Annotated in this window: 17 protein-coding genes and 1 riboswitch; of the genes, 4 read left to right on the top strand and 13 right to left on the bottom strand. The window is 63.9% G+C overall.

Features of this window, described 5'->3' with window-relative positions; translation table 11 throughout:
* Positions 1–96: 96 nt before the first annotated feature.
* The 5 genes from GBJ34_RS15495 to GBJ34_RS15515 form a co-directional block, all read right to left on the bottom strand.
* Entirely contained in the window at positions 97–849 is a 753-nt protein-coding gene (locus tag GBJ34_RS15495) for a cell wall hydrolase (RefSeq protein ID WP_151720108.1), read from the bottom strand.
* A gap of 231 nt (positions 850–1,080) precedes the next feature.
* Entirely contained in the window at positions 1,081–3,621 is a 2,541-nt protein-coding gene (locus tag GBJ34_RS15500; protein ID WP_151720134.1) for a putative PEP-binding protein, read from the bottom strand.
* A 335-nt stretch (positions 3,622–3,956) separates the two neighbouring features.
* Positions 3,957–6,050, bottom strand: a complete 2,094-nt coding sequence (glyS, locus tag GBJ34_RS15505) for a glycine--tRNA ligase subunit beta (protein WP_151720109.1) — start codon at positions 6,048–6,050, stop codon at positions 3,957–3,959.
* Entirely contained in the window at positions 6,031–6,528 is a 498-nt protein-coding gene (locus tag GBJ34_RS15510; RefSeq protein ID WP_151720110.1) for a DUF6446 family protein, read from the bottom strand. Before GBJ34_RS15510 ends, glyS begins: the two co-directional genes overlap by 20 nt.
* Positions 6,525–7,469: a glycine--tRNA ligase subunit alpha gene (locus tag GBJ34_RS15515; protein WP_151720111.1), complete on the bottom strand. Its 945-nt coding sequence runs from the start codon at positions 7,467–7,469 to the stop codon at positions 6,525–6,527. Before GBJ34_RS15515 ends, GBJ34_RS15510 begins: the two co-directional genes overlap by 4 nt.
* A 193-nt stretch (positions 7,470–7,662) precedes the next feature.
* Here GBJ34_RS15515 and GBJ34_RS15520 point away from each other — a divergent pair, with 193 nt between their 5' ends.
* The gene (locus tag GBJ34_RS15520; RefSeq protein ID WP_151720112.1) at positions 7,663–9,537 is read left to right on the top strand and encodes a trypsin-like peptidase domain-containing protein; all 1,875 of its coding nucleotides are present in this window, start codon (positions 7,663–7,665) and stop codon (positions 9,535–9,537) included.
* A gap of 389 nt (positions 9,538–9,926) precedes the next feature.
* Here the strand turns inward: GBJ34_RS15520 and GBJ34_RS15525 are convergent, their stop codons facing one another.
* Complete coding sequence (locus tag GBJ34_RS15525) at positions 9,927–11,399, bottom strand: TrkH family potassium uptake protein (RefSeq protein ID WP_151720113.1); 1,473 nt, start codon at positions 11,397–11,399, stop codon at positions 9,927–9,929.
* A gap of 277 nt (positions 11,400–11,676) precedes the next feature.
* Here GBJ34_RS15525 and GBJ34_RS15530 point away from each other — a divergent pair, with 277 nt between their 5' ends.
* Positions 11,677–13,251, top strand: a complete 1,575-nt coding sequence (locus GBJ34_RS15530) for a DUF4034 domain-containing protein (RefSeq protein WP_192931245.1) — start codon at positions 11,677–11,679, stop codon at positions 13,249–13,251.
* An 11-nt stretch (positions 13,252–13,262) separates the two neighbouring features.
* Here GBJ34_RS15530 and GBJ34_RS15535 read toward each other — a convergent pair whose 3' ends face one another.
* From GBJ34_RS15535 to GBJ34_RS15550, 4 genes are all read right to left on the bottom strand, one after another.
* Positions 13,263–13,928 carry a DUF1287 domain-containing protein gene (locus GBJ34_RS15535; RefSeq protein ID WP_151720115.1) on the bottom strand — a complete coding sequence of 222 codons (666 nt, stop codon included), beginning with the start codon at positions 13,926–13,928 and terminating at the stop codon, positions 13,263–13,265.
* 11 nt (positions 13,929–13,939) lie between these two features.
* Positions 13,940–15,001, bottom strand: a complete 1,062-nt coding sequence (gene folE2 / locus GBJ34_RS15540; RefSeq protein WP_151720116.1) for a GTP cyclohydrolase FolE2 — start codon at positions 14,999–15,001, stop codon at positions 13,940–13,942.
* A gap of 261 nt (positions 15,002–15,262) precedes the next feature.
* Positions 15,263–16,447, bottom strand: coding sequence for an O-succinylhomoserine sulfhydrylase (gene metZ, locus GBJ34_RS15545; RefSeq protein ID WP_151720117.1), 1,185 nt, complete (start codon positions 16,445–16,447; stop codon positions 15,263–15,265).
* 51 nt (positions 16,448–16,498) lie between these two features.
* A riboswitch (SAM riboswitch) is annotated at positions 16,499–16,575 on the bottom strand.
* Between the two features lie 80 nt (positions 16,576–16,655).
* The gene (locus tag GBJ34_RS15550; protein WP_151720118.1) at positions 16,656–17,036 is read right to left on the bottom strand and encodes a nuclear transport factor 2 family protein; all 381 of its coding nucleotides are present in this window, start codon (positions 17,034–17,036) and stop codon (positions 16,656–16,658) included.
* 64 nt (positions 17,037–17,100) lie between these two features.
* On the opposite strand from GBJ34_RS15550, the gene GBJ34_RS15555 reads away from it, so the two are divergent.
* Complete coding sequence (locus GBJ34_RS15555) at positions 17,101–17,799, top strand: glutathione S-transferase N-terminal domain-containing protein (RefSeq protein WP_151720119.1); 699 nt, start codon at positions 17,101–17,103, stop codon at positions 17,797–17,799.
* 405 nt (positions 17,800–18,204) lie between these two features.
* On the top strand, positions 18,205–19,485 hold the full coding sequence (locus tag GBJ34_RS15560; RefSeq protein ID WP_151720120.1) for a solute carrier family 23 protein: 1,281 nt from the start codon (positions 18,205–18,207) through the stop codon (positions 19,483–19,485).
* A gap of 90 nt (positions 19,486–19,575) precedes the next feature.
* Here the strand turns inward: GBJ34_RS15560 and GBJ34_RS15565 are convergent, their stop codons facing one another.
* From GBJ34_RS15565 to ftsY, 3 genes are all read right to left on the bottom strand, one after another.
* A complete protein-coding gene (locus GBJ34_RS15565) occupies positions 19,576–20,178 on the bottom strand; it encodes an inner membrane-spanning protein YciB (RefSeq protein WP_192931249.1) in 603 nt (200 codons plus the stop codon).
* Positions 20,178–21,080, bottom strand: coding sequence for a DMT family transporter (locus tag GBJ34_RS15570; protein ID WP_151720122.1), 903 nt, complete (start codon positions 21,078–21,080; stop codon positions 20,178–20,180). The genes GBJ34_RS15565 and GBJ34_RS15570 overlap by 1 nt, the downstream gene beginning before the upstream one ends.
* Positions 21,081–21,289: 209 nt before the next feature.
* Positions 21,290–22,315: a signal recognition particle-docking protein FtsY gene (gene ftsY / locus GBJ34_RS15575; protein ID WP_151720123.1), complete on the bottom strand. Its 1,026-nt coding sequence runs from the start codon at positions 22,313–22,315 to the stop codon at positions 21,290–21,292.
* Positions 22,316–22,508 lie beyond the last annotated feature (193 nt).

The following is a 22,508-nucleotide window of genomic DNA, read 5'->3' on the forward strand; positions in this document are numbered from 1 at the left end:
TGGCGCGAACCTAGCCGCGCCAGCACGTCATGCCCTGCCCCTGCGCGGCAGGCAAGCGATCCCGAACGACATCTCGTCAGATCGCCTGCAACCCGTTCATTGCCTGTAGAACAGATGTGCCCCGATAGAGGCCGTGCGATCAAAGCGTCGCGACCAATCCGGGCGCACGCCAACCGTATGAAAATGGGTCGCCCCCGATGTCAGTGCGCGCGGCGCGCCATCCATCATGATACGCGCGATCTTGCCTGCCCGGATCCAGGCCCCGCGTTCGCTCACGCGGTCGGATTTGCCATCGCAGGTGAAAGAAAACTGGCAGCCGCCCTTGCCGCCCTGCTGCACAACGCCGCAGATCGAGCGAGGATAGGCCGGGCTGTCGACCCGGTTCAGGATCACTTCGGCCACCGCGAACTGACCACGGATCGTCTCGCCGCGTGCCTCATGGTAAAGGGCGGTCGCAAGGCATTGCCATTGCTCATTGCCTGACGCGACCGGCAGGGTGTCCACAAATCCCGCATCATAGCGCACCACGCCCGGCAGGCTGGCTTTCGGCATTTCGGCATCGGCCCTGGCCGAGACCTTCATCACGGATGCCGCTACCGGTTTGGCTGCGGCTTTGGCGGCCCCATTCGCCGCAGGCTTCGGTTGGCCGACCCCGCCGGCAATCGCTGCCAGACGCGCTGGTGCCACCTTGTCCAGCGCCGCCTTCTCGACCCCCAGCAACGAGGTCATGCGGCCATCCAGACCCGCCTGCGGGTCGTTCGACTGGCTCACCGTAACATCGGCGAAGGCCGCTCCACTGAGGACGAGCGTGGCGAAAACCGCCGTCGTCCAGCCTTGGGCTAAGCACATTAACTCTGTTCCCGGTCCTGTTCCGCGCCGCCGCTCAAAGGGGTAAAAACCGACCTTTCTCACGGCAACAGTCGCGGCGCTTAGCCCGGAACGGGGGCCAGAGTCCACCCTAGTGGCAAAAATGTCACTTCAAATCGGCGCATTCTGGCCGAACCATGCCAATCTCATGACAGAAAAATGCAAGCGATTTCGCCTGCAAATACAGGGAATCGCGTTACATTTTTGACATGATTACAATTTGGGATCAATCAGCGCCAAATGTGCCGCCGCAAGCCGCGCCTGCGGCACGCGGTAAGGCGAGCAGCTGACATAAGTGAAGCCCGCCTTGCGGCAAAACGCGATTGATTCGGGATTGCCGCCATGCTCGCCGCAGATCGACAATGTCAGGTCCGGACGGGTGGCCCGACCGCGATCCGCGCCGATATGCAGCAGCTCCCCCACACCGTCGACATCCAGGATATGGAACGGGTCTTCGGGGAAGACACCTTCCTGCACATAGGTATTCATGAACCGCCCGGCATCGTCACGCGACAGGCCATAGGTCATCTGCGTCAGGTCATTGGTGCCGAAAGACAGGAAAGCCGCGTGTTGCGCGATCTCGCCCGCGCGCAAAGCCGCGCGCGGTGTCTCTACCATGACACCCAGCCGATAGTCGAAATCCACCCCGGTCTTGGTGCGCACGGCAGCCGCCACCTGATCGACGCGGGTCTTCACCAGCTCCACCTCGCGGCGGGCGGAGACCAGCGGGATCATGATCTCGGGCACCGCCGGGGCACCGGCGCGCGCGGCCTCCACCGTGGCCTCGAAGATCGCGCGGGCCTGCATGTCATAGATCTCGGGCAGCACGACGCCCAAACGCACGCCGCGCATTCCCAGCATCGGGTTGAATTCCGCCAGGGCCTCGGCCCGGCGCGTCACCTCTGACAGTGGACGATCCAGCGCCTCGGCCAGTTCGCGCAGACCCTCGCGGGAATGCGGCAGGAATTCGTGCAAGGGCGGATCAAACAGCCGGATGCAGACCGGCAGGCCCTGCATGATCTCGAACAGCTGGATGAAATCGGCCCGCTGGATCGGCAGCAGACGCGCCAGCGCCGCCGCCCGGTCCTGCGATGTATCGGCAAAGATCATCTCGCGCATGACGATCAGACGATCCTCGTCAAAGAACATGTGTTCGGTGCGGCACAGCCCGATGCCCTCGGCACGGAAGTCGCGCGCGGTCTGCGCATCCGAGGGCGTGTCGGCATTGGCCCGAATGCCGATATCGCGCAACTCATCCGCCCATTGCAGAAGCTGACGAAACGCCTCGTCCTGCGCGGGCGGCAGCATCTCGGCCGCCCCCACCAGCGCCTCGCCAGTGGTGCCATCAATCGTGATCACATCGCCTTCTCGGAAGATGCGACCGTCCCGCCCCTGGAATTTTTTATCCTTCAAATCCAGTCGGATATCGGATGCCCCCACGATGCAGGGCAGGCCCAGGCCGCGCCCGATCACCGCGGCATGGCTGGTCATGCCGCCGCGTTCGGTCAGCACGCCAACCGCCGAATGCATCCCGCGAATATCCTCGGGCGCGGTCTCGCGCCGCACCAGAATGCAGGGCTCCCCGCGTGAGGCAGAGGCCTGCGCCGCCTGCGAGGTGAAGACCACCCGCCCGACCGCCGCGCCGGGGCTTGCGGCAATGCCGCGCGTGATGACATCGCGCGGCCCGCGCGGATCGACCTGCGGGTGCAAAAGTTCCGACAGCGCGCGCGGCTCGACCCGCAACACCGCCTCGGACGGGCTGATCACGCCATCCCGCGCCAATGCCACCGCGATGCGAAGCCCTGCGCGCGAGGATCGCTGCACCTTCACCGCATCCAGCACCGCCAGCTTGCCATCCTCGATGGTGAACTCGATCTGCATCTCCTCGCGCAGCCTTGCGCGACAGGCGGCACCATGGCGCACCAGTTCGGCAAAGATTTCGGGTGCCAGCTCCTCCAGCGAGGGGCCGCGCTTGTCGCGGGTCAGAAACAGCGCCTCGCCCTTGGTCAGCGCATCGCGCCCCTGACTTTGGCCAAGATAGCGCCCCTTCACCAAGGGTTCGCCGGTTGCGGGGTCGACAAACTGGATCACCCCCGACCCCGAAATCCCCTGCCCGATGCCCTGCGCCATTTTCTGCACCACAAGACCCAGTGCTGCCTCGGCCGGTGCCCCCTTGGCTTGCCGCAGCAGCCGCGCGGTCGTGCCTTCCCAAGCCCGCGCCATGGAACGCAGCACATCCGCCAATTGCCGGGCCGGATCTTCGGGGAAGGGCTCGTCCATCTCGCTCTGGTAAGAACGCAGCGCATCGCGCAAGCCTTCGGCCGACACCGCCTGCCCCTCGAACATATCGGGGTCAAGGCGCGCGACATGCACCGCATAGCCCTGCACGAAACGCAGATAGAGCGCATCCGCCGCCGCCTGCCCATGGGTTTCGGCCAGTTTCGCGTGCAGCGCACCGTTCAGCCCGATATTCAGAATCGTGGCAGGCCCGCCCCAATCCGGGTTCTCCGGCGAGGGTCGCACCGAGATCAGCGGCGCAGGCCCGAATTGCGCCAGAATGCCGGCGCAATCGACCATCTGCCCCGAGGCGATGGCCCGCACAGTGGTCGCGGGCAACGAGACGGTTTCCGGCACCGGAAGCTCCAGCCGGGTCAGGCGCTGCAGGCATTTCGCGCGCCAGCCATGCCGCGGCGTGGTGATCTGCGCCGAAGGCGTGATGACGGTGAAATCGGTAAGGAATTCGGTTTTCTGCACTGCGGCACCTTTTGCGTTGCACGCAAGATAGACGGATCGCTTCGCCGCGCAAGCGCCATGCGTCATCGCGCTGTCATGCAAAGAGAAAGGGGGCATTCCCGCCCCCCTCTGGGGCCAGCGGCCCCCTTCAACAAAGGGGCACGCAGAGGAGATCAGGAAAACGAAGTGGAAAGCGAAAACGCCCTGTTCTCATCTGTTCCCAAATATCCCGGAGGCGCGGGGGCTGGCCCCCGCTGTCCTGGGCTTTGCGCGGGGGCTGGCCCCTGCTGCCCTGACGTATCCGGCCCGGCTCGCGGTGGCTTTCGCCACATGCCGGACCCGATCCTTGGCCGAGATCAGCCCTCGACCTTGGTCAGATCGGCGACCTGCCCCACCAGCGCGCGGATGCTGTGCAACAGGTTCAGCCGATTGCGGCGCACGATCTGATTGTCGGTATTGATCTGCACCGCCGTGAAGAAGGCATCGATCGGCGCGCGCAGCTTGGCCATCGCGGCCATCGCGCCCGCGAAATCCTCGGCCGCCATGGCGGGCTTGATTGCCGCAGCCCCCGCATCGAGGGCCGCGAACAGTGCGCGCTCCTCATCGGTTTCGGCGAACTTCACCTCGGCCCCGAAGGCATATTCGACGCCATCCTTGGCCTCGGCTTGGGACAGGATGTTGTTCGCGCGCTTGAAGCCTTGCAGCAGGTTGGTGCCATCCTCGGTGCCAAGGAAGGCCTGAAGCGCCTCGGCCCGTTTCACCAGCAGCGTCAGATCGTCATTGCCCGGCATGGCAAGGCAGGCGTCGATCACGTCATGACGGATACCCTGATCGCGGAGGAAGACTTTGAGGCGGTCGTGGAAGAAGGCGAGAAGATCGGCAGGCACACCTTCCCAGCTCGCTGCCGACCCGTGATTGACATGTAGCTGTGCAGCAGCAGAAAAGAGCCGGAGCAACGGAGCGCGCAAACCGTTTTCGATAAGAAGTCGCGAAACGCCCAAAGCTGCACGGCGCAGCGCAAAGGGATCCTTACTGCCGGTCGGCTTCTCTCCGATGACCCAGAATCCGGACAAAAGGTCCAATTTGTCAGCCAGCGCAACAGCGACTGAAACAAGAGCTTTTGGCGTGACGTCAGTGGGGCCAAGCGGTTGATAATGTTCGCGTGCGGCAGCCGCAACGCTTTCAGGTTCACCGGCTTCGAGCGCATAATACATGCCCATCAAACCCTGCAATTCAGGGAATTCGCCGACCATTGCGCTGCGCAAATCCAGTTTAGCGAGTTTGGCAGCCACTTTCGCGGCATCAATATTTAGACCAGGCATAAATGGGGCGACATCGTTCACCAACGCGTCCATCCGCGCGATACGGTCGGACTGGCTGCCGAGTTTATTGTGGAAGGTGACGGCTTGCAGCCCCTCTTCCCACTCGCCCATGCCCGCCTTGGCGACCCGCAGGTCGTTTTCCCAGAAGAACCGCGCATCCGACAGCCGCGCCGACAGCACCTTGAGATTGCCCTTCAGGATCGTCGCGCCACCATCCGCGGTTTCGCGGTTGGCGACCGTCACAAAGCCCTCGATCCGCCCGGTTTTCGGGTTCTTGACCGAGAAGAACTTCTGATGCTCGCGCATCGAGGTTTGCAGCACCTCGGGCGGCAGATGCAGGAACTCCGCCCCGATAGCCCCCATCAGCACCACCGGCCATTCGACCAGACCCGCCACCTCGGTCAGCAGCCCCGCATCCGGCACCAGCTCCCATCCGCGCGCAAAGGCCTGATTTTGCGCATCATTCCAGATATGCGCCTCACGCTCGGCGCTATCGAGCATGACATAGGCGCGGCGCAGCTTGGCGGCGTAATCGTCGAATGACGACACCGGGAAGCGCGCAGGTGCCATGAAACGGTGCCCGCCGGTGGTATTGCCAGCCTCGATCCCGTCGATAGTCATCGGCACGACATGCGCGCCGCCCTCATCGCCCAGCAGGCAGATGATCGAATGCAACGGGCGCACCCATTTCAGATTGCCCGCCCCCCAACGCATGGATTTCGGCCAGGGGAAGTTGCGGATCGTGCGTTCCAGCACCTCGGCCACGATCTCGGCCGCCTGACGGCCGGGCTTTTCGATCACGGCGAAATAGACCTCGGCCTTCTTATCTGCGCGCTTTTCCAGTTGTTCCAGCGTCAGGCCGGTAGAGCGCAAAAAGCCCTCCAGCGCCGCGGCTGGCGCATCGGTGCGCGGGCCTTTGCGTTCCTCGCGCACGGGGCGGCTTTGCCCGGTCAGCCCGGTCAGCGTCAGCACCAGACGGCGCGGCGTCGAGAAGGCACCCGCCCCCTCATAGGTCAGCCCGGCCTCGACCAGACCATCCGTCACCAGTTTCTTCAGATTCTCCCGCGCGCTGGCCTGCATCCGGGCCGGGATTTCCTCGGAGAAAAGCTCAATCAGCAAGTCGGGCATTGGGATCTTCTTTCAGCTTTTCGTTGAGCTGGTGCCAGGCATAGGCCTGACCATCAGGGAAAACGGCAATCACACGGTCGATACCGGGATGAATGTCGGCGACCGACAGAAAGGCAATGGCCTCGCCGGTTTGCAAGGCCGTGTCGATCTTGCCCGCATCGAAACAGTCGAACCAGGGCGGCGCGATCAGCGGCTCGGCCTTGTCATAGACACGGTAGGTTTCGGTCAACATGCCCTGGCTCAGCGGCGTGTGGAAACAGGCGCGGAACCGCAGGGGCGAGCTGTCAGCGTCGATCCCGGTCACATTATCTGCCAGAATGACCTCCGGCGCGGTGCCGATGATCGGGGTCAGCGCAATTTCGGCGCCCGGGGTGAAGGCGACGGGTTCGTAATAGGCGTAAAGCTGGGTATACCAGATGCCCGCCCCTGCCAGCAGTGCCGCAATCACGATGCCGCCCCCGATGAACTTGCCATTCACGCCACCGTCTCCGGCTCACCCAACGATGCCCCCGCCTCGGTCTGCACGAAGGCATCGGCGCATTTCTTGGCCAGCGCCCGCACCCGGCCGATATAGGCCTGACGTTCGGTGACCGAGATCACGCCGCGCGCATCCAGCAGGTTGAACAGATGGCTGGCCTTGATGGTCTGGTCATAGGCGGGATGCGCCATGATGATGCGCTTTCCCGTTTTCGGATCTTCGGCCGGGAAGGCCAGCAGGCGCTCGCATTCGGCCTCGGCATCCTCGAAATGGCGCAGCAGCATTTCGGTCGTGGCACCGTCAAAGTTGTGGCGCGAATATTCTTCCTCGGTCTGGCGGAAGATATCGCCATATTTCAGCGGGATCGGGCTTGCAGGATCGTTGAAGGGCATGTCCATCACATGGTCGATGCCCAGAACATACATCGCCAGACGTTCCAGCCCGTAGGTCAGCTCGCCCGAGACCGGCTTGCAGTCATGGCCGCCGACCTGCTGGAAATAGGTGAACTGGCTGACTTCCATCCCGTCACACCAGACCTCCCAGCCAAGGCCCCAGGCACCCAGCGTCGGGCTTTCCCAGTCATCCTCGACAAAGCGGATATCGTGCAGGCTGGTATCGATGCCGATGGCATTCAGGCTGCCCAGATACAGGTCCTGCAGGTTCGGCGGGCTGGGTTTGATCAGCACCTGATATTGGTAATAGTGCTGCAGGCGGTTCGGGTTCTCGCCATAGCGGCCATCGGTGGGGCGGCGCGAGGGCTGCACATAGGCGGCGGCCCAAGGCTTGTTGCCCAGGCTGCGCAGCGTGGTGGCCGGATGGAAGGTGCCCGCGCCCACTTCCATGTCATAGGGTTGCAGCACGGCGCAGCCATGGCCCGACCAATAGGTCATCAGGCGCAGGATGATTTCCTGAAAGCTGCGGGGCGTGGTTACGGCGCTCATCGGTCCCTCATCACGAAAGGCCCCGATCAAGCGGGGCGCGGAGGCTTGCGGCATTCCATAGGAGACGGGCAGCGGGGCGTCAATGCAAGCCCGCTCGCGCAACTGTCAGAATGGCGCAGGCTTTCCGTATTTGCATGGGTTCGGTTCAGCGTGTAACGGTCTGCGCGGGATTTTGTGATGGAACCGTGATCCGATGAAGCAAGTGATTTGTCTGCTGGCCTTGCTTGGCAGCACCGCCCTGACCCCGGCCTTTGCTCCGGCTGCGTGGTCACAGACGGCGGGCGGCGGCGTGGCACAGGAGATGATCTGGCTGCAGATCGAGGCGCAGCCGTCGATGGATATCGCGCGCGAACGCGCCAGTGCCTATGCGGCCGTGTTCCCGGATGTGTCGGGTTTTGCGACCGGCGGGTGGTATGCCATCGCGCTTGGCCCCTATACGGATCGCGGCGCGGCAGAGGCGCGGTTGCGCCAGTTGAAGGATGAGGCCTTGGTGCCCGCCGACAGCTTCATCGCCTTTGGCCGCGATTACCGCGCGGCCTTCTGGCCCGAAGGACAGACGAGCTTTGCGCCGCTGGACGGCCCCCCCCTTGGCGCGACCGAGCCGGGCGAGACGCCGATCATCGACAGCCCCATTGCGCAGGCACCGATCCCGGCGCCCGACGGTGCCATGGATCCAGCCGCCGATCCGGCACCTGAGGCCCCGCTGGCCGCAGCCCCGGAAGCTGCACAACCCGCCTTCATCGAGGAAACCCCGGCCGAGGCCCGCGCCGCCGAAGCGCGCCTTGACCAGCCCGCGCGCGAGATGATCCAGACCGCGCTGCAATGGTTTGGCCATTACAATGCCCGCATCGACGGTGCCATAGGTCCCGGCACCCGCGCCAGCATGACCGCATGGCAGACCGCCAACGGGCTGGAACCCACCGGCATCCTGACCACCATGCAGCGCGAAACGCTGATCGAGGCCTATCAGCACGAACAGGCAGCCTTTGGCCTTTCGACCATCACCGAGGCCGAGGCCGGGATCGAGATCACTCTTCCGACCGCCATGGTCGAATTTGACCATTACGAGCCGCCCTTCGTGCATTACCGCGCCAAGAACAATTCCGGTGTGCAGGTCATCCTGATTTCGCAACCCGGCGATCAGGCCACGCTTTACGGTCTTTACGACGTCTTGCAGACGCTGGAAGTGGTGCCGGTCACCGGCGAACGCGCGCGATCCGAGCGCAGTTTCACCATCGACGGGCGCTCTGCAAATGTGGCCAGCCACGCCTATGCGGAACTGTCGAAAGGTCTGATAAAGGGCTATATCGTGGCCTGGAACCCGTCTGACGATGACAAGATGGCGCGCGTGTTGACGGCGATGCAGTCCAGCTTCCGTTCGATCGGCGACAAGGCGCTGGATCCGGGTCTGGTGCCGCTGTCGGATGACAGTCGCAGCGGGCTTTTGTCGGGGCTTGAGGTGCGCCGCCCGGCCTTGTCGCGCAGCGGCTTCTATGTCGATGGCAATGGCACCGTCGCCACCGTGGCCGAGGCAGTGGAGGGCTGCAACCGCATCACCCTCGATCTGAAAACCGAGGCCAGCGTGATCGCCGCGGATGCGGTGACCGGCCTTGCGCTGCTGAAACCCGCCAAGCCGCTGTCGCCCCCGGCCGTGGCCGAACTGTTGCCCGGCAGCGCCCGCGAGGGCCAGGAGATCGCGGTTTCGGGCTACAGCTATGAAGATCGCCTGCCTGCCCCCGCCATGACCTTCGGCACGCTGGAAGAAGGCAAGGGACTGGATGGCGAAACCGGCATTGCCCGCCTGACGCTGGATGCATTGGCAGGTGACGCGGGCGGGCCGGTGCTGGATGCAACCGGCGCGGTGATCGGCATGTTGCTGCCGCGATCCACCGAAGGCGCGCGCAAGCTGCCCGCAAGCGTCGCCTATGCGCTGCAAGCCGCCCCGCTGGCTGCGCGTCTGACCGAGGCCGGCGTGACGCCCCGCCCCTCGGCCCGCAGCGGTGCCTTGGCCCCCGAGGATCTGAACCGCCTGTCTGACGGGATGACGGTTCTGGTCTCCTGCTGGTAAGCCCAACCGATAGACCCCGAAAGGCCGCATCCAAGGGTGCGGCCTTTGTCATGGCTGGATCCAGTCATCGGCATCCGATGCGCCCTGCCTTGCGCCCCCGATCCGTTCCGCCCCGCGTTTGACGTGACCCACATCTGACGTGACCCACATCTGGCGTGGCCAGCATCGCGCGCGCCCAGTCTCTGGCGCCCCAGTCTCTGGCCGGCCCGACATCCAGATCGGTCAGCGCCTGCCAAGGGCAGGTTGGCGGCAATGTCTGACAAGGGCAAACGTCTGGCGCGCACTGCATGGCTCGGCCAATGTGTCACGCGGCCAGTGTGCCAGACAGCAAAGGTGTATCGCCCGCATCTGGCTAATCCAGCCCCACCCAAGCCCGCACCATTGCCCGATCAGTCGCGCCAGAACCGCGCGAAGAACAGCACATAGACCGACATCAGTTCCAGCCGTCCCAGGATCATGCCGCCGATCATCATCCATTTCGCCGCCAGCGGAAAATCGGTGATCGCACCACTTTCCCGTACCTCCTCGCCCCAGACCGGCCCGACATTGGCGATGGCGGTCCAGGCCGCAGTCAGTGCCGTCCCCATCTGCAGCCCTGTCAGGGAAAGCCCGACGGCCAGCAGGCCAAAGCTGAGCACAAAGGCCGTGAAAAACACGATCACCGAATCCAGCACGTCATCGCTGACCGGCTGCCCGTCATAGCGCAGATTGTGCACGGCGTGGGGCTGGCCCATCTGGCGCAGCCGCTGGCGCACCGCTTCGATCAGGATCTGATAGCGGAAGACCTTGACCGAACAGGCCGTTGAGGCCGTGCAGCCGCCGATCAGCCCGACGCTGATCAAAAGCACGAAGGCAAATCCCCCCCAAGGCAGCACATTGACCGAGAAATATCCGGTGCCCGTCATCACGGTGACCACATTGAACGTGGCCTCGCGCAGCATGAACAGCGGTGCCTCTCCGCCGACGAATACCCCCGCAAGCGCCACGCCGATCACCGCGCAGCCGGCCCATCGCAGAAAGGCGCGCACCTGCACATCACGCCAGACCGCGCCCAGATCGCCCCCCATCAATTGCACATAGCGAATGAAGGGCAAGGCCGAGAGGATCATGAACAGGATCGCAACCAGCTGCGGCAGGCCGAGATAGGCAGCGAAGCTTGCATCGTAATTGGAGAACCCCCCGGTCGAGACGCAGGTCAGCGCATGGATCACCGCGTCAAAGCCGGTCATCCCTGCGGCGTGAAAGGCCAGCGCGCAGGCCACCGTCAGCCCGACATAGACCTCGATCAGCCCGACGGAAATGTCAAAGGCGCGCGGCATGATCTTGCCGCCTGTGTCAAAACTCTCGGATCGGAAGAACTGCATCCCCCCCACGCGCAGCACCGGCAGGAAGATCATCGCGACGATCACGATCCCCAGACCGCCCAGCCAGTTCAGCATGGCGCGCCACAGATTTGTGCCCATCGGCAGATTGTCGAGGCCGGGTGCGCCGGTCTCAAGATCCGGGCCGATGACGGTGGTGCCGGTGGTGGTCATGCCCGAGACCGCCTCGAACAGCGCGTCGGTGAAGGAAAGGCCCGGTGCGCCGAACATCAGGGGCAGCGCGCCAAAGCTCGGCAGACCCATCCAGACCGCGACAGTCAGCAGAAAGGCCTGCCGCACACTCAGGCCCTGCCCCGTGCCATTGGCGCAAGACAGCGCCAGCACACCGCCCGACAGGCCGGTGATCGCCGCCGCACTCAGAAACCCGCGCCAGTTGTCGTGGCCCGCCTGCCAGTCCAGCGCCAAAGGCAACAGCATGAACGCCGCCAAGGCGACGCAGAGCATACCCAGCACAAAGCCCACAGGACGCAGATCGATCATGGCGCGACCTTCATCCGATCTGGCGCGGGCTGTCAACGCACCCGCAGGAGACATCTGGTCTGACCTGGGTCGCCAAAGCGCCTAACATATCGTCTGACGCAGGCCCCAAATGCATCCGCGATCCGGCATCCGATCTGGCACAGGCTGCCAACGCAACCGCACCGGGGTGTCAGAACATATCTGCAGGCCACATCCGCAGATTGCCCCCGCATCCCGAAACAGCCCACATCCTGCCGCATTCCTTTGTCAGATCTGCGAACATTATATGGAGATTGCCATGCGTGCCGTTTTGCTTGCCGCTCTGGCCCTTTGGGCCAATTTGACACCCGCCCATGCCGAACTCGGCCTCGATTCCGTGCGCAACCAGCTTGTCACACATGATTTTGCCGCATTGGAACAAGACTTTGCCGCGGCCCATGTCAAGGCCCGCGACAGCGGCGATTCATCCCTGCTCCGGCAGATCAATGGCACGCTCTTCTTTACGGTCAATGATGCAAGGCTTGGCCAGTTGCGCAACTGGCAGGCGGCCTATCCCGCCTCCCCCTACGCCGCCACCGCCCTAGCCTGGACCCAATACCGGCGCGGCTTTGCGCAACGCGGCACGAATTTCCCGCAGGACGTGGCACCCCAGTCGATGATCGCCTATCGGCTTGCAATGGACGAGGCTGAACATCTGGCGCAGATCGCGCTGACCGCAGGTCTTGATTATCGTCCGGTTCTGGATCTTTCACTGCTGCTGGATCGCGCAGGCCACGGCCCGCTGCCTGCCTATGCCCTTCTGGCACAGTCGCAAAAGCTGGGCCCCGATTACCGCAGCCTTTATCTCGGGCTGCTTGCGCACGAACCCAATTGGGGCGGATCGGTCGAGCAGATGATGTCGCTGTGCGACAAATATGCAGATGCGATCCCGGACTATGACCGCGAACTCTGCCAACATGAGGTTCTGTTCTGGGTCAGCGATGTGCCTGCCCTGATGGAAAGTCTCGACACCATCACCGCCACGCGGCGCCCGCGGGCAATCGACCCGACGCTGCGGTTTGCCTATACGACCGAATGGGCGTGGCAGAACCGCCCCGAGGCACTGGACGAGCTGAAACGCCTGATGACTGCATCGCTAGATTGCGAGACAGATTTCTACAGATTCCAGAACGAAATCTTCGCCATCTGGTCGAATTATGCAGATGGCGCTGCGATCGCGAGCGATATCACCCGGCAATATTTCCGCGTGACCAAGGACTGCCTGAAGGACAGTCCGCAGGATCCAAACCTGCTCGCCTCCATCATAGGCTTTGCCTATGGTGCAGAGGTGCCAGAGCCGGAACTGTCACAAGCGCGCGCCATGGCTGAGGCCGCATGGCAGGAAAGTCTGAAACTTGGTGAGACCCTGCCGGCGACCTGGAAAGCCGGGCGGCAGATCGCGCGCAACCGGATGGTCGACGGAGCCAAGGGCTGGTGGGATTATCCGGCGATGGAGCGTTACTATCGCAACGAAATCGCCTACTCAGCCAATAATATGCGTGTTCTGCACGAATATCGCAGCCATCTGAACTTTCTGCGGGTGGAAGGCGCGCGTCTTGACCCGTCCAGCGCCGAAGCCAAACTTCTGGCGCGCGATGGCGTGACCCAAGCCCTGCTGGCCTGCAGGATCTGGCGCGCAAAACGGCTTTATGATGTGGCTTGCGACCAGCAATGGGGCAAAGATGAATGCAGCCGTGTCATCAGCGCCGACAACGCGCGCGAGGCAGAATTTCTGGCAAATGGCCCGCTTTGCCCGTGGGAGCGGTTCGCCCCCGTCGATGCCCTTCTGGAAGCCCCGCTGCCAGCGTCGGAGTTTGTCAGCGCCAGCCAGTAAGGTGTGTGCGGTCAGGCCTGATCCCTGACTGCGCCGCCCATCCCGGCAATCAGCGCAGGCGTCAGGCGGAAATGGCCGGTGATCTGCCATTCGAACAGCCGGTCCTCGATCCGCGCGCCCCAGCCCACATTATGCACGATCAGCGGGCGCTGTTCGTCAGGACTGCGCCGGTTGGTCACGATCACGATATGGGTCTGGCCATCGGGAAACAGCGAACTGACGATATCGCCCGGCTGATAGTCCGCCGCCTGTGCGCTGATCGGCAAATCCGCGCCCTTGCGGGTCAGATAGGTTTCCAGATTAGGCACCCGGCGATGGTCGATATTGCGATCCGGGCGTTTCAGCCCCCAGCGGCGCGGGTATTGCGCAAAGGCTGCCCGCATATCCTCATGCACCGCCTGTTGCAGATCGATGCCAAGCCCGTCGCGCAGGGCGCGGATCACCACATCGGTGCACACGCCGCGATCACGCGGCACATCGCCCCCGGGATAGTCCAACGTCACATAGGCCGGGTCGTAGATCCGCGTCACGCCGACCTGCGCCTCGGCCGCCCGGACCAGCGCCGCGATCTCTGGCCCCGGCGCGCCCCATGGCTTGGGGGCCTCAGCCATCAGGCGCGCGGCGACCAGCCCCGCGCCCGACAAGGCCATCCCGCCCAGAAAAGCCCTGCGAAACATCAGGTGCCGCATCAGCCGATATGGAACAGCGTCTGGAACAGCCGCGGATCAATGCTGGATTGCGCGAAGGTCTCGCCCTCGGTCAGCAGGCTGACCGCATCATGGCTGTGCAGGCTTTCCTGATGGCTGGCCAGCACGCGGAAATCGCCGATGCGCGGATCGCGCCGCAAGGCCTGACAAAACAGCCGCGCCGCATCCTCGACAAAGATCGGATTGGCCGCGTTCAGCTCGGCAAAGGCCTGTTCATCCTCGCGCTTCACCATGACCTGCGTCTCGGTCGGGATGGCGCTGCGGCACAGATCAATCACATCCTCGAACCAGAGGGGCGATCCCTTTTCCACCACCAGTGACAGCCGCGCGACGGAACGCTGCGAATGCGGTGTGGCCAATTGGCCGCGCGTCTGGCGTGCATGTTCGCTCAGTTCCAGCGAGCAAGGGCAGGTGCTGGAATAGACGTAATCCAGATGCAGGATGCGCAGGCGTTGCCCGCCCTGATCCACCACCTCCAGCGCGATATCGTAATATTGCCAGCCCGAAAGGCCGGAGCGTAACGAGTCCACCCGCATCGGAAAGCTGAACCGCATCTGGAGGCGGGCATCGAAACTGTCGAGGTCGCGCTTGTAATCGGCAAGCGTGCGCTCGATCACCTCAAAGCTGAATTCGGTCTCGGCATGGGCATAGAAGGTCCGCATGATGCGGCTCATGTTGATGCCCTTCTTGTCGGCCTCAAGGCTGACCGTGCCAGTCACGCTGGTTTCCAGCATCAGCTCGCCGCCCGCGCGGCTGCGATAGCGGATCGGCAGGCGGAAATTGGAAATGCCGACATGCTGGATCTGGCGCTTGTCGCCTTTGATCAGGCTTTCCGGCCCGTTCTGCAGATCGGGCAGCGTGGCCTTATAGGCGGCATCGACCTTGAAATCCGCCGGATACTGCCGCGACAGGTCAGGGTAAAGACCAAGGCCTGCCTGTTCGGCCGCAGATGCGCCCGCCGCCCATTTCCGCAGCAAGGCCAGTGCCTCGGCAGCCTCATCTGCCGAGGGTTGGCCCCCGGGATCGGTCAGATGAACATTCATGGGCATTCCCTCCGGTTCCGGCGCCGTCGGCACCTTCAATGTCAACAGGTTACGCAATCCTCTGCGTCTTGGATCACCTCTGTCACCGGATTTCGGCGCAAATGCGACCCATCCAACATGTGGGCAGGCAAGGCCAAGTCGTCAAGGGCGTGACCCGGCGGGGCTTTGCGCAGCAGCCGGGTCATCCATCGACGATGGCCATCCATCGGGCGCGCCCGCGCGACCAGATGGCGCGCGGGCGGTGTCGATCGGTGCGCGTCGTCAGATCAGATCCAGACCGCGTTTCAGATCGGCGATCAGGTCACCCGCGTCTTCCAGCCCGACCGACAGCCGGATCAGGCCCGGCGTGATGCCAAGCTGCGCCTTCTGGTCATCGGGCAGGCGCTGATGGGTTGTGGTCGCCGGATGGGTTGCGATGGTCTTCGCATCGCCAAGGTTGTTGGAGATCTTGATGACCTCCAGCGCGTTGATGACCTTGAAGGCCGCGTCCTTGCCGCCCTTCACCTCGAAGGCGATCATCGTCCCGCCCGATGCCATCTGTGCCATTGCCAGCCCATGCTGGGCATGGCTTTCCAGCCCCGGATAGATCACCCGGGCCAGCCGCGCATCGCCTTCCAGCGCCTGCGCCACCTTCAAGGCGCTGTCGGCCATGGCGCGGCAGCGCAGGTCCAGCGTCACCATGCCGTTCAGCATGATCCAGGCCGTGAAGGGGCTCATGGAGCCGCCGGTATGCTTCATATAGGGTTCAAGCGTCTTGCGGATGAACTCACGGCTGCCGCAGACCACGCCACCAAGCGCGCGGCCCTGCCCGTCGATATGCTTGGTCGTGGAATAGACCACGACATCGGCCCCCAGATCGACGGCGCGGCTGAAGATCGGCGTCGAGAACACATTGTCCACGATGACCAGCGCACCCGCCTCATGGGCGATGGCCGACACGGCAGCGATATCGACCAGTTCCAGCGTCGGGTTCGACATGCTTTCAAAGAACACGGCCTTGGTGACGCCCGGGCGCATCGCGGCGCGCCAGGCATCCAGATCGGCACCATCGACAAAGGTTACCTCGACACCAAAGCGACCCAGCACATCTTCCAGAACGTAGAGGCATGACCCGAACAGCGCGCGCGCCGAGACCACATGATCGCCCGCCCGCAACAGCGCGGTCAGCGCGCCGCTGACCGCCGCCATCCCGGATGCGGTGGCAAAGGCATCTTCGCAACCCTCAAGGGCGGCGATGCGTTCCTCGAACATCCGCGTCGTCGGATTGCCGTAGCGCGCATAGATGAACTCGTCATCCTCGGTCTTTAGGAAACGGGCCTCCGCCGACTCGGCGGTCGGGTAGACAAACCCTTGTGTCAGGAAGATCGCCTCCGCCATCTCGCCATATTGACTTCTGCGGCTGCCCTCATGCACCAGCTTGGTGCGCGTCTTCCAAGTGTCGCTCATGTCCTGCCTCCGGCAACGAAAAAACCCCGAAGACCGGAGGCTTCGGGGCGCGCGGATCGTCCCTTCACCTTTTAGCGGTTTGTTTAACGTGGCCCGCAATCCGGTCTCAAAGCGCCACGAATCCCGCCATACGCCCGGCGCGGGCTCAGGTCAACGGGGCCTGCACGATCAAACCGGCATGAGAGGCGCGCATGCTTCGCTTCCTTTTTCACATCTCTGCGGGCGTATCTTGCGAAAACAGGTTGATCCATCCCGCAACCGGACCGCGCCGCCAGGTCGAAGACACCCACATCCGCGCCATCCGCGCAGCCCCAGGACGCCGGTATTGCGCCAGATAAGTCAGGATCACGACATCGGGTGCCAGCGGGATCATTCGGATCTCGCTCAGGGCATAGTCGCTGACGGTCGGACCATTGGCCAATTGCCCGCTATGATCGTCGCGTCCGGCATAGCCATCGGGGTAAAGCCCCACGAAATCCTCGGCCAGAAGGGCTGTATCCGCGGCCCTGTCGCCCGCGACCAGCGCCTGCCAGACCCTGTGCTCATGCGCCAGCACCTCTTCCAGCATTGATCCCTGCATCTCTGACATGGCAGCCCCGCTCTTGCATCCCGCGCGCATTGCCGCATCATGCCCGCAAACACAGGAGAGAGCCATGCCCGCCCCGATCGAGTTGCATTACTGGCCCACGCCGAACGGCCACAAGATCACCATCGCGCTTGAGGAACTGGCCCTGCCCTATGAGGTCAGGCTGGTCAACATCGGCAAGGGCGAACAGTTCGAGCCCGATTTCCTGAAGATCGCGCCGAACAACCGGATGCCCGCGATTGTCGATCCCGATGGGCCGGATGGCGCGCCGATCTCCATCTTTGAAAGCGGCGCGATCCTGCAATATCTGGCGCGCAAGACTGGCCAGCTTTATGGCGCGTCAGAGCGGGCGCGGGTCGCAACCGACCAATGGCTGATGTGGCAGATGGGCGGCGTCGGTCCGATGGCCGGTCAGGCGCATCACTTCCTGCGCTACGCCCCGCAGATGGACCCGCCGCAGGTGCTGCCCTATGCGCAGGACCGCTACCGCCGCGAGGTGGGCCGCCTTTACGGCGTGCTGGACCGCCAATTGCAGGGTCGCGCATTTGTGACCGGCGACAGCCTGACCATCGCCGATATCGCGATCTGGCCCTGGGTCATGGGATGGGAGGGGCAGCAGCAAAGCCTGGACGACAAGCCCGACCTCAAACGCTGGCTCACCGATCTGGGCAACCGCCCCGCCTTCCAGAAAGGCCGCGCCGTGGGGGCCGAGGCCCGCGCGCCAGTGATGGACAAACAGGCGATGGAGACGCTGTTCAAGCGGTGAGAAGCTGCCGGGCGGGGGGCCACATCGCCGCCCGCCGCATTCGGCGCAGGTCACGCCAAGGCAGGACCCGCGGATATTGCTGCCGACCTTAAGTCAGACAGCCACGCAGGGCCGCAAAGCCCGGGCGAATGCGCGGGGGACAGGTCAAGTGATGCCCCGCGAATGTTCCCCCGTGAACGCCTCCGAGACCGGGGGCCAAAGGGCCGATGCAAGAAAGCCGGACTTGATACAACGAATTTGATGCTACCGATCTGGCGAACTGACGCCCGGTGTTTCGGCATCGCGCCCCGGTCACCGCCCAATTCTTGGGCAAGCCCATGCTGCAGCCGTTGACGTAACGCCCCTTGGGTCCGGCGCGGGATGGGGGTAAGGCTTTGTCACGCAATCGTTACCCTTGAGGAATCAATGTCCTACTTCCCCACTTGGCGCCCGGCGACGGGCAGCGTGGTGATGCCCGATGAAAGGCTGCCCGCGGCCCAGTCGGCCACCATGGGTCTGCAACACCTGCTGGCCATGTCCGGCTCCACCATTGTGGCACCGATCCTGATGGGGTTTGACCCCAATGTGGCGGTGTTCTTCTCGGGCATCGGCACGCTGCTGTTCTTCGTCCTCACCGGCGGGCGGGTGCCAAGCTATCTTGGCTCGTCCTTCGCCTTCATCGCCGTTGTGCTGGCGGTGATGGGACAAGAGGGCGCGACCATCGGCCATGCGCTTGGCGGCATCATTGCCTGCGGCGCGGTCTATGCGCTGATCGGGCTGATCGTGATGCTGGTCGGCGCGAACTGGGTTGAAAAGCTGATGCCGCCGGTCGTGACCGGCACCATCGGTGTGGCCATCGGCCTGAACCTTGCGCCCGTTGCGGTGCAGCAACTGAATGCCTTTGGCAATCCGACCGCCGCGCATATCACCATCGCGCTGCTGACAGTGTTGTTCATGGCGCTGATCTCCTGCTACGGGCCGCAATCCACGCGCCGCGTTTCGGTGCTGCTGGCGCTGGTGCTGGGCTATCTGCTGGTGCTGATCTGCGGCAATGGCCTTGGCCTCATTCCGGGGATCGACTTTTCCAAGGTTGCGGGGGCGGCCTGGTTCGGCCTGCCGCAATTCCAGAGCCCGGAATTCCACTGGCCCGCAATGACGCTGATCGCCCCGGTCGCCATCGTGCTGGTTGCGGAAAACCTTGGGCATATCAAGGCGCTCGGCTCGATCACCGGCCAGAACATGGACCGCTATATCGGACGCGGCTTCCTGGCCGATGGTCTGGCCACCATGGTGGCGGGATCGGGCGGCGGCACCGGCGTCACCACCTATGCCGAAAATATCGGCGTGATGGCGATGACCAAGGTCTATTCGACGCTGGTCTTCGTGATTGCGGCCTTTGTCGCGATCCTTCTTGGCCTGTCGCCAAAATTCGGGGCCATGTTGCAAACCATTCCGGCCCCGGTTCTGGCCGGTCTGTCGGTCTCGGTCTTCGGGCTGATCGCCTCGGCCATGGCGCGGATCTGGGTGGTCAACAAGGTCGACTTCACCGATCCGCGCAACCTGTTCACCGTGGGTGTGGCGCTGGTGCTGGGTGCGGGCGACTTCACGCTGAAAATCGGCGATTTCGCCCTTGGCGGTATCGGCACCTCCACGCTGGCGGCGCTGATCCTGTATCAGATCCTGGGTATTGGCCGCAAAGCTGCCTGAAAACCAAAGCCCTGAGGCCCAGGATTACGCGCAAAAGAAAACCGGCCCCCGCGATAGGCAGGGGCCTGTTTTTTTCATGACCTCGATGGCTCATTCCGCCTTCGGCGTCTCGGCATAGCGCTCCAGCAGCTTGCCTTGCGTCAGGAAGAACACGAACAGCGCCGCCGTCAGCCCGAAAGTCTTGAAGTTCACCCAGGCCTCGGTCGACATCAGCCGCCAGACCAGCTCATTGGCGACGGCAAGCCCGGCAAAGAACAGCGCCAGCCGTTTCGTCAGGATCATCCAGCCCTCGTGCCGCATCGGCAATGCCTCATCCATCACGGCAGACAGATAGCTTTGCCCGCGCAGCAGGCCAAAGCCAAGGATCGCCGCAAAGGCCGCATAAAGCAGCGTGGGCTTCATCTTGATGAACCGCTCATCATTGAGCCAGACCGACAGACCGCCCATGACGACCACCAGCACCAGCGTCATCAGCTGCATCCGCGACAGCTTGCCCGTCAGCGCCCAAAGGATGCCGGTGGTGACAAGGATCAGCAGAACGAAGGCGGCGGTCGTCACGATGAAGCCGTCATAGCTGGTGCCGCCAAGGGTAAAGGTCTGGTCCTTCAGCCGCCCGAACATCACGAAGAACAGCACGACCGGCCCCAGTTCCAGCGCCATCTTCAACAGCGGATTGATCTTCTTTTGCGCCATCATCGGCCTCCCCATTCCACAAGAACCGCGCCGCCCGCGATCACGGCCATCAAGGCCACCTGCATCCGCCCCGAACGTTCCCCCAGCACCAGCCAGCCGATCAGCGCGGCAAAAACGGTCGAGGTCTCGCGCAATACCGCCGCCTCGCCCACTTTGTCGAGGCGCGTGGCCAGCATGATGCCGCCAAAGCTGGCAAATGCCACCAGCGCACCGATCAGCCCGCGCCGAAGCAGCGGAATGACTCCGCTGACGCCAAGCCTGCTCCAGCGCCGGTAGGTCAGCGCGGGCATCAGCAGGCTGTCGATCATGAAGAACCAGGCCGGAAAGGTGAAGGGGTCGCTGGATTGCCGGATCCCCCAGGCGTCATAGGTCGTGTAAGCCGCAACCATCAGCCCGGTCAGGCCCGCAAGCCCAAGTGCCGTCAGCATCGTGTCGCGCCCGGCCGTCACATGGGTCAGGTTCCAGGCGGCAAGACCCAGGATCCCGCCCGAGAGGCAAGCGACCCCCAGCCATTGCAGGGGCGCGAAATGCTCGCCAAAGATCACCCCCGCCAGCGCCACCGTGACCAGGGGGCCAGTGCCACGCACGACCGGGTAGACCACCGTATAGGCGCCCCGGTCATAGGCGGCGGCCTGCAACAGCTTGTAGACGGCATGGATCATGAACATGCCCAGAAAGATCGGCCAGAGCCGCGGTTCGGGCCATGGCACGACGAACAGCGCGACAGGGGCCGCAATCAACCCGTAACTGGCATCGATCGCAGCCCGGCTGAGCCAGGGATCATGTCGCCCCTTTTGCAGCGCCCCAAACAGCGCATGAAGCACCGCCGCGGCCATCGCCAGCCAGAAGGCCAGATCGTGGCCGGCTGGCGTGCCTTCAAGGGAGAGCAGCCAGTCGCTCATGCTGGGGGGGCCCCGTATGGCGCGGGTTCAGCGGCCTTGGCACGAACGATTTTGGGCCAAAAGGCATCGGATCCGCGGCGGCCAGATCGGGGGGCTATCTGCCCCCCGCGGCCCTGCCGGGCCTCCCCCCGAGGATATTTTTGGGCAGAATATGGCACGGGGGTTGGGGCTTTCGGGCGGCGGTGGTTCGGGAGCAGTCCGTCAGGTTGTCAGTCGGGCAGACCGACAAGGGCGCGGGCGAAATCTTCGGGGTCGAAGGGCGACAGGTCGTCGATCTGTTCGCCCACGCCAATGGCATGGATCGGCAGGCCGAACTTGTCGGCAAGGCTGACCAGCACACCGCCCTTGGCGGTGCCATCGAGCTTGGTCATCACCAGGCCCGAGACATCGGCGATCTTGCGGAAGATCTCCACCTGCGCGACGGCGTTCTGGCCGGTGGTCGCATCCAGCACCAGCAGGGTATTATGCGGTGCGGTCTCGTCCTTCTTGCGGATGACGCGGACGATCTTGGCCAATTCCTCCATCAGATCGGCGCGGTTTTGCAACCGGCCTGCGGTGTCGATCAGCAAAAGGTCTGCGCCGCTTTCCTGCGCCCGGGTCAGCGCATCGAAGGCGAGGCTGGCGGGGTCTGATCCTTCGGGCGCGGTCAGCACCGGCACACCGGCGCGGCTGCCCCAGATCTGCAACTGTTCCACCGCAGCGGCGCGGAAGGTGTCGCCCGCCGCAATCACCACCGATTTGCCCGCGGCCTTGAATTGCGAGGCCAGCTTGCCGATGGTCGTGGTCTTGCCGGAGCCGTTCACGCCCACCACCAGCACCACCTGCGGGCGTTTGGCATAGATCGGCAGCGGCCGCGCCACCGGCTCCATGATGCGGGCCACCTCGGTGGCCAGGGCCTGTTTCAGCTCGGTCGCGCTGATGCGGCGGCCCATGCGGCCTTCGGCGATATTCGCGGCCACCCGCATCGCGGTATCGACGCCCATATCGGCCTCGATCAGCAATTCCTCAAGGCTTTCGAGCATGGCATCGTCAAGCACACGGCGCGGCTCGTCGACCCCGGCCCCGAACAGGCGTCCGACAAGGCCGGGCCTTGCCCCGGGCGCGGCCTCGGCCACCGCCTCGGGGGCGGCATCGCCCCCCTGCGCGCGCTCGGTCTCGACCAGCGCATCCAGCGATCCTGCGATCTTGTCGGAGGACCGGAACATCCGGTCTTTCAGCTTTTTGAAAAAGGACATGCGGCCACCCGGCGAGAGAGATCCCTTTCCACCTAAGGCCTAAAGGCCCGGGATGGAAGGCCCGCAGGCCCCTTTGGCACAACTGCCTGCGGCAACAGGGGCGTTGCGTCCCCCGCAGTTTGGCCGATACTGCGACTTATGGCACGGATCCCGCAGCCTGCCGCCCTGTTTTTGCCTCTGTATCCGGTCAAAC

Source organism: Gemmobacter serpentinus (genome assembly GCF_008973825.1).
GTDB classification, from domain to species: Bacteria; Pseudomonadota; Alphaproteobacteria; order Rhodobacterales; family Rhodobacteraceae; genus Gemmobacter; species Gemmobacter serpentinus.

What these genes read in the sequence shown, in the direction of transcription:
- metZ (WP_151720117.1), bottom strand. Translation starts at nt 16,447, where the DNA reads ATGAGCGACACTTGGAAGACGCGCACCAAGCTGGTGCATGAGGGCAGC.
- GBJ34_RS15555 (WP_151720119.1), top strand. Translation starts at nt 17,101, where the DNA reads ATGCCCGCCCCGATCGAGTTGCATTACTGGCCCACGCCGAACGGCCAC.
- GBJ34_RS15570 (WP_151720122.1), bottom strand. Translation starts at nt 21,080, where the DNA reads ATGAGCGACTGGCTGCTCTCCCTTGAAGGCACGCCAGCCGGCCACGAT.
- GBJ34_RS15565 (WP_192931249.1), bottom strand. Translation starts at nt 20,178, where the DNA reads ATGGCGCAAAAGAAGATCAATCCGCTGTTGAAGATGGCGCTGGAACTG.
- GBJ34_RS15560 (WP_151720120.1), top strand. Translation starts at nt 18,205, where the DNA reads ATGTCCTACTTCCCCACTTGGCGCCCGGCGACGGGCAGCGTGGTGATG.
- ftsY (WP_151720123.1), bottom strand. Translation starts at nt 22,315, where the DNA reads ATGTCCTTTTTCAAAAAGCTGAAAGACCGGATGTTCCGGTCCTCCGAC.
- folE2 (WP_151720116.1), bottom strand. Translation starts at nt 15,001, where the DNA reads ATGAATGTTCATCTGACCGATCCCGGGGGCCAACCCTCGGCAGATGAG.
- glyS (WP_151720109.1), bottom strand. Translation starts at nt 6,050, where the DNA reads ATGCCCGACTTGCTGATTGAGCTTTTCTCCGAGGAAATCCCGGCCCGG.
- GBJ34_RS15495 (WP_151720108.1), bottom strand. Translation starts at nt 849, where the DNA reads ATGTGCTTAGCCCAAGGCTGGACGACGGCGGTTTTCGCCACGCTCGTC.
- GBJ34_RS15525 (WP_151720113.1), bottom strand. Translation starts at nt 11,399, where the DNA reads ATGATCGATCTGCGTCCTGTGGGCTTTGTGCTGGGTATGCTCTGCGTC.
- GBJ34_RS15520 (WP_151720112.1), top strand. Translation starts at nt 7,663, where the DNA reads ATGAAGCAAGTGATTTGTCTGCTGGCCTTGCTTGGCAGCACCGCCCTG.
- GBJ34_RS15550 (WP_151720118.1), bottom strand. Translation starts at nt 17,036, where the DNA reads ATGTCAGAGATGCAGGGATCAATGCTGGAAGAGGTGCTGGCGCATGAG.
- GBJ34_RS15515 (WP_151720111.1), bottom strand. Translation starts at nt 7,469, where the DNA reads ATGAGCGCCGTAACCACGCCCCGCAGCTTTCAGGAAATCATCCTGCGC.
- GBJ34_RS15530 (WP_192931245.1), top strand. Translation starts at nt 11,677, where the DNA reads ATGCGTGCCGTTTTGCTTGCCGCTCTGGCCCTTTGGGCCAATTTGACA.
- GBJ34_RS15535 (WP_151720115.1), bottom strand. Translation starts at nt 13,928, where the DNA reads ATGTTTCGCAGGGCTTTTCTGGGCGGGATGGCCTTGTCGGGCGCGGGG.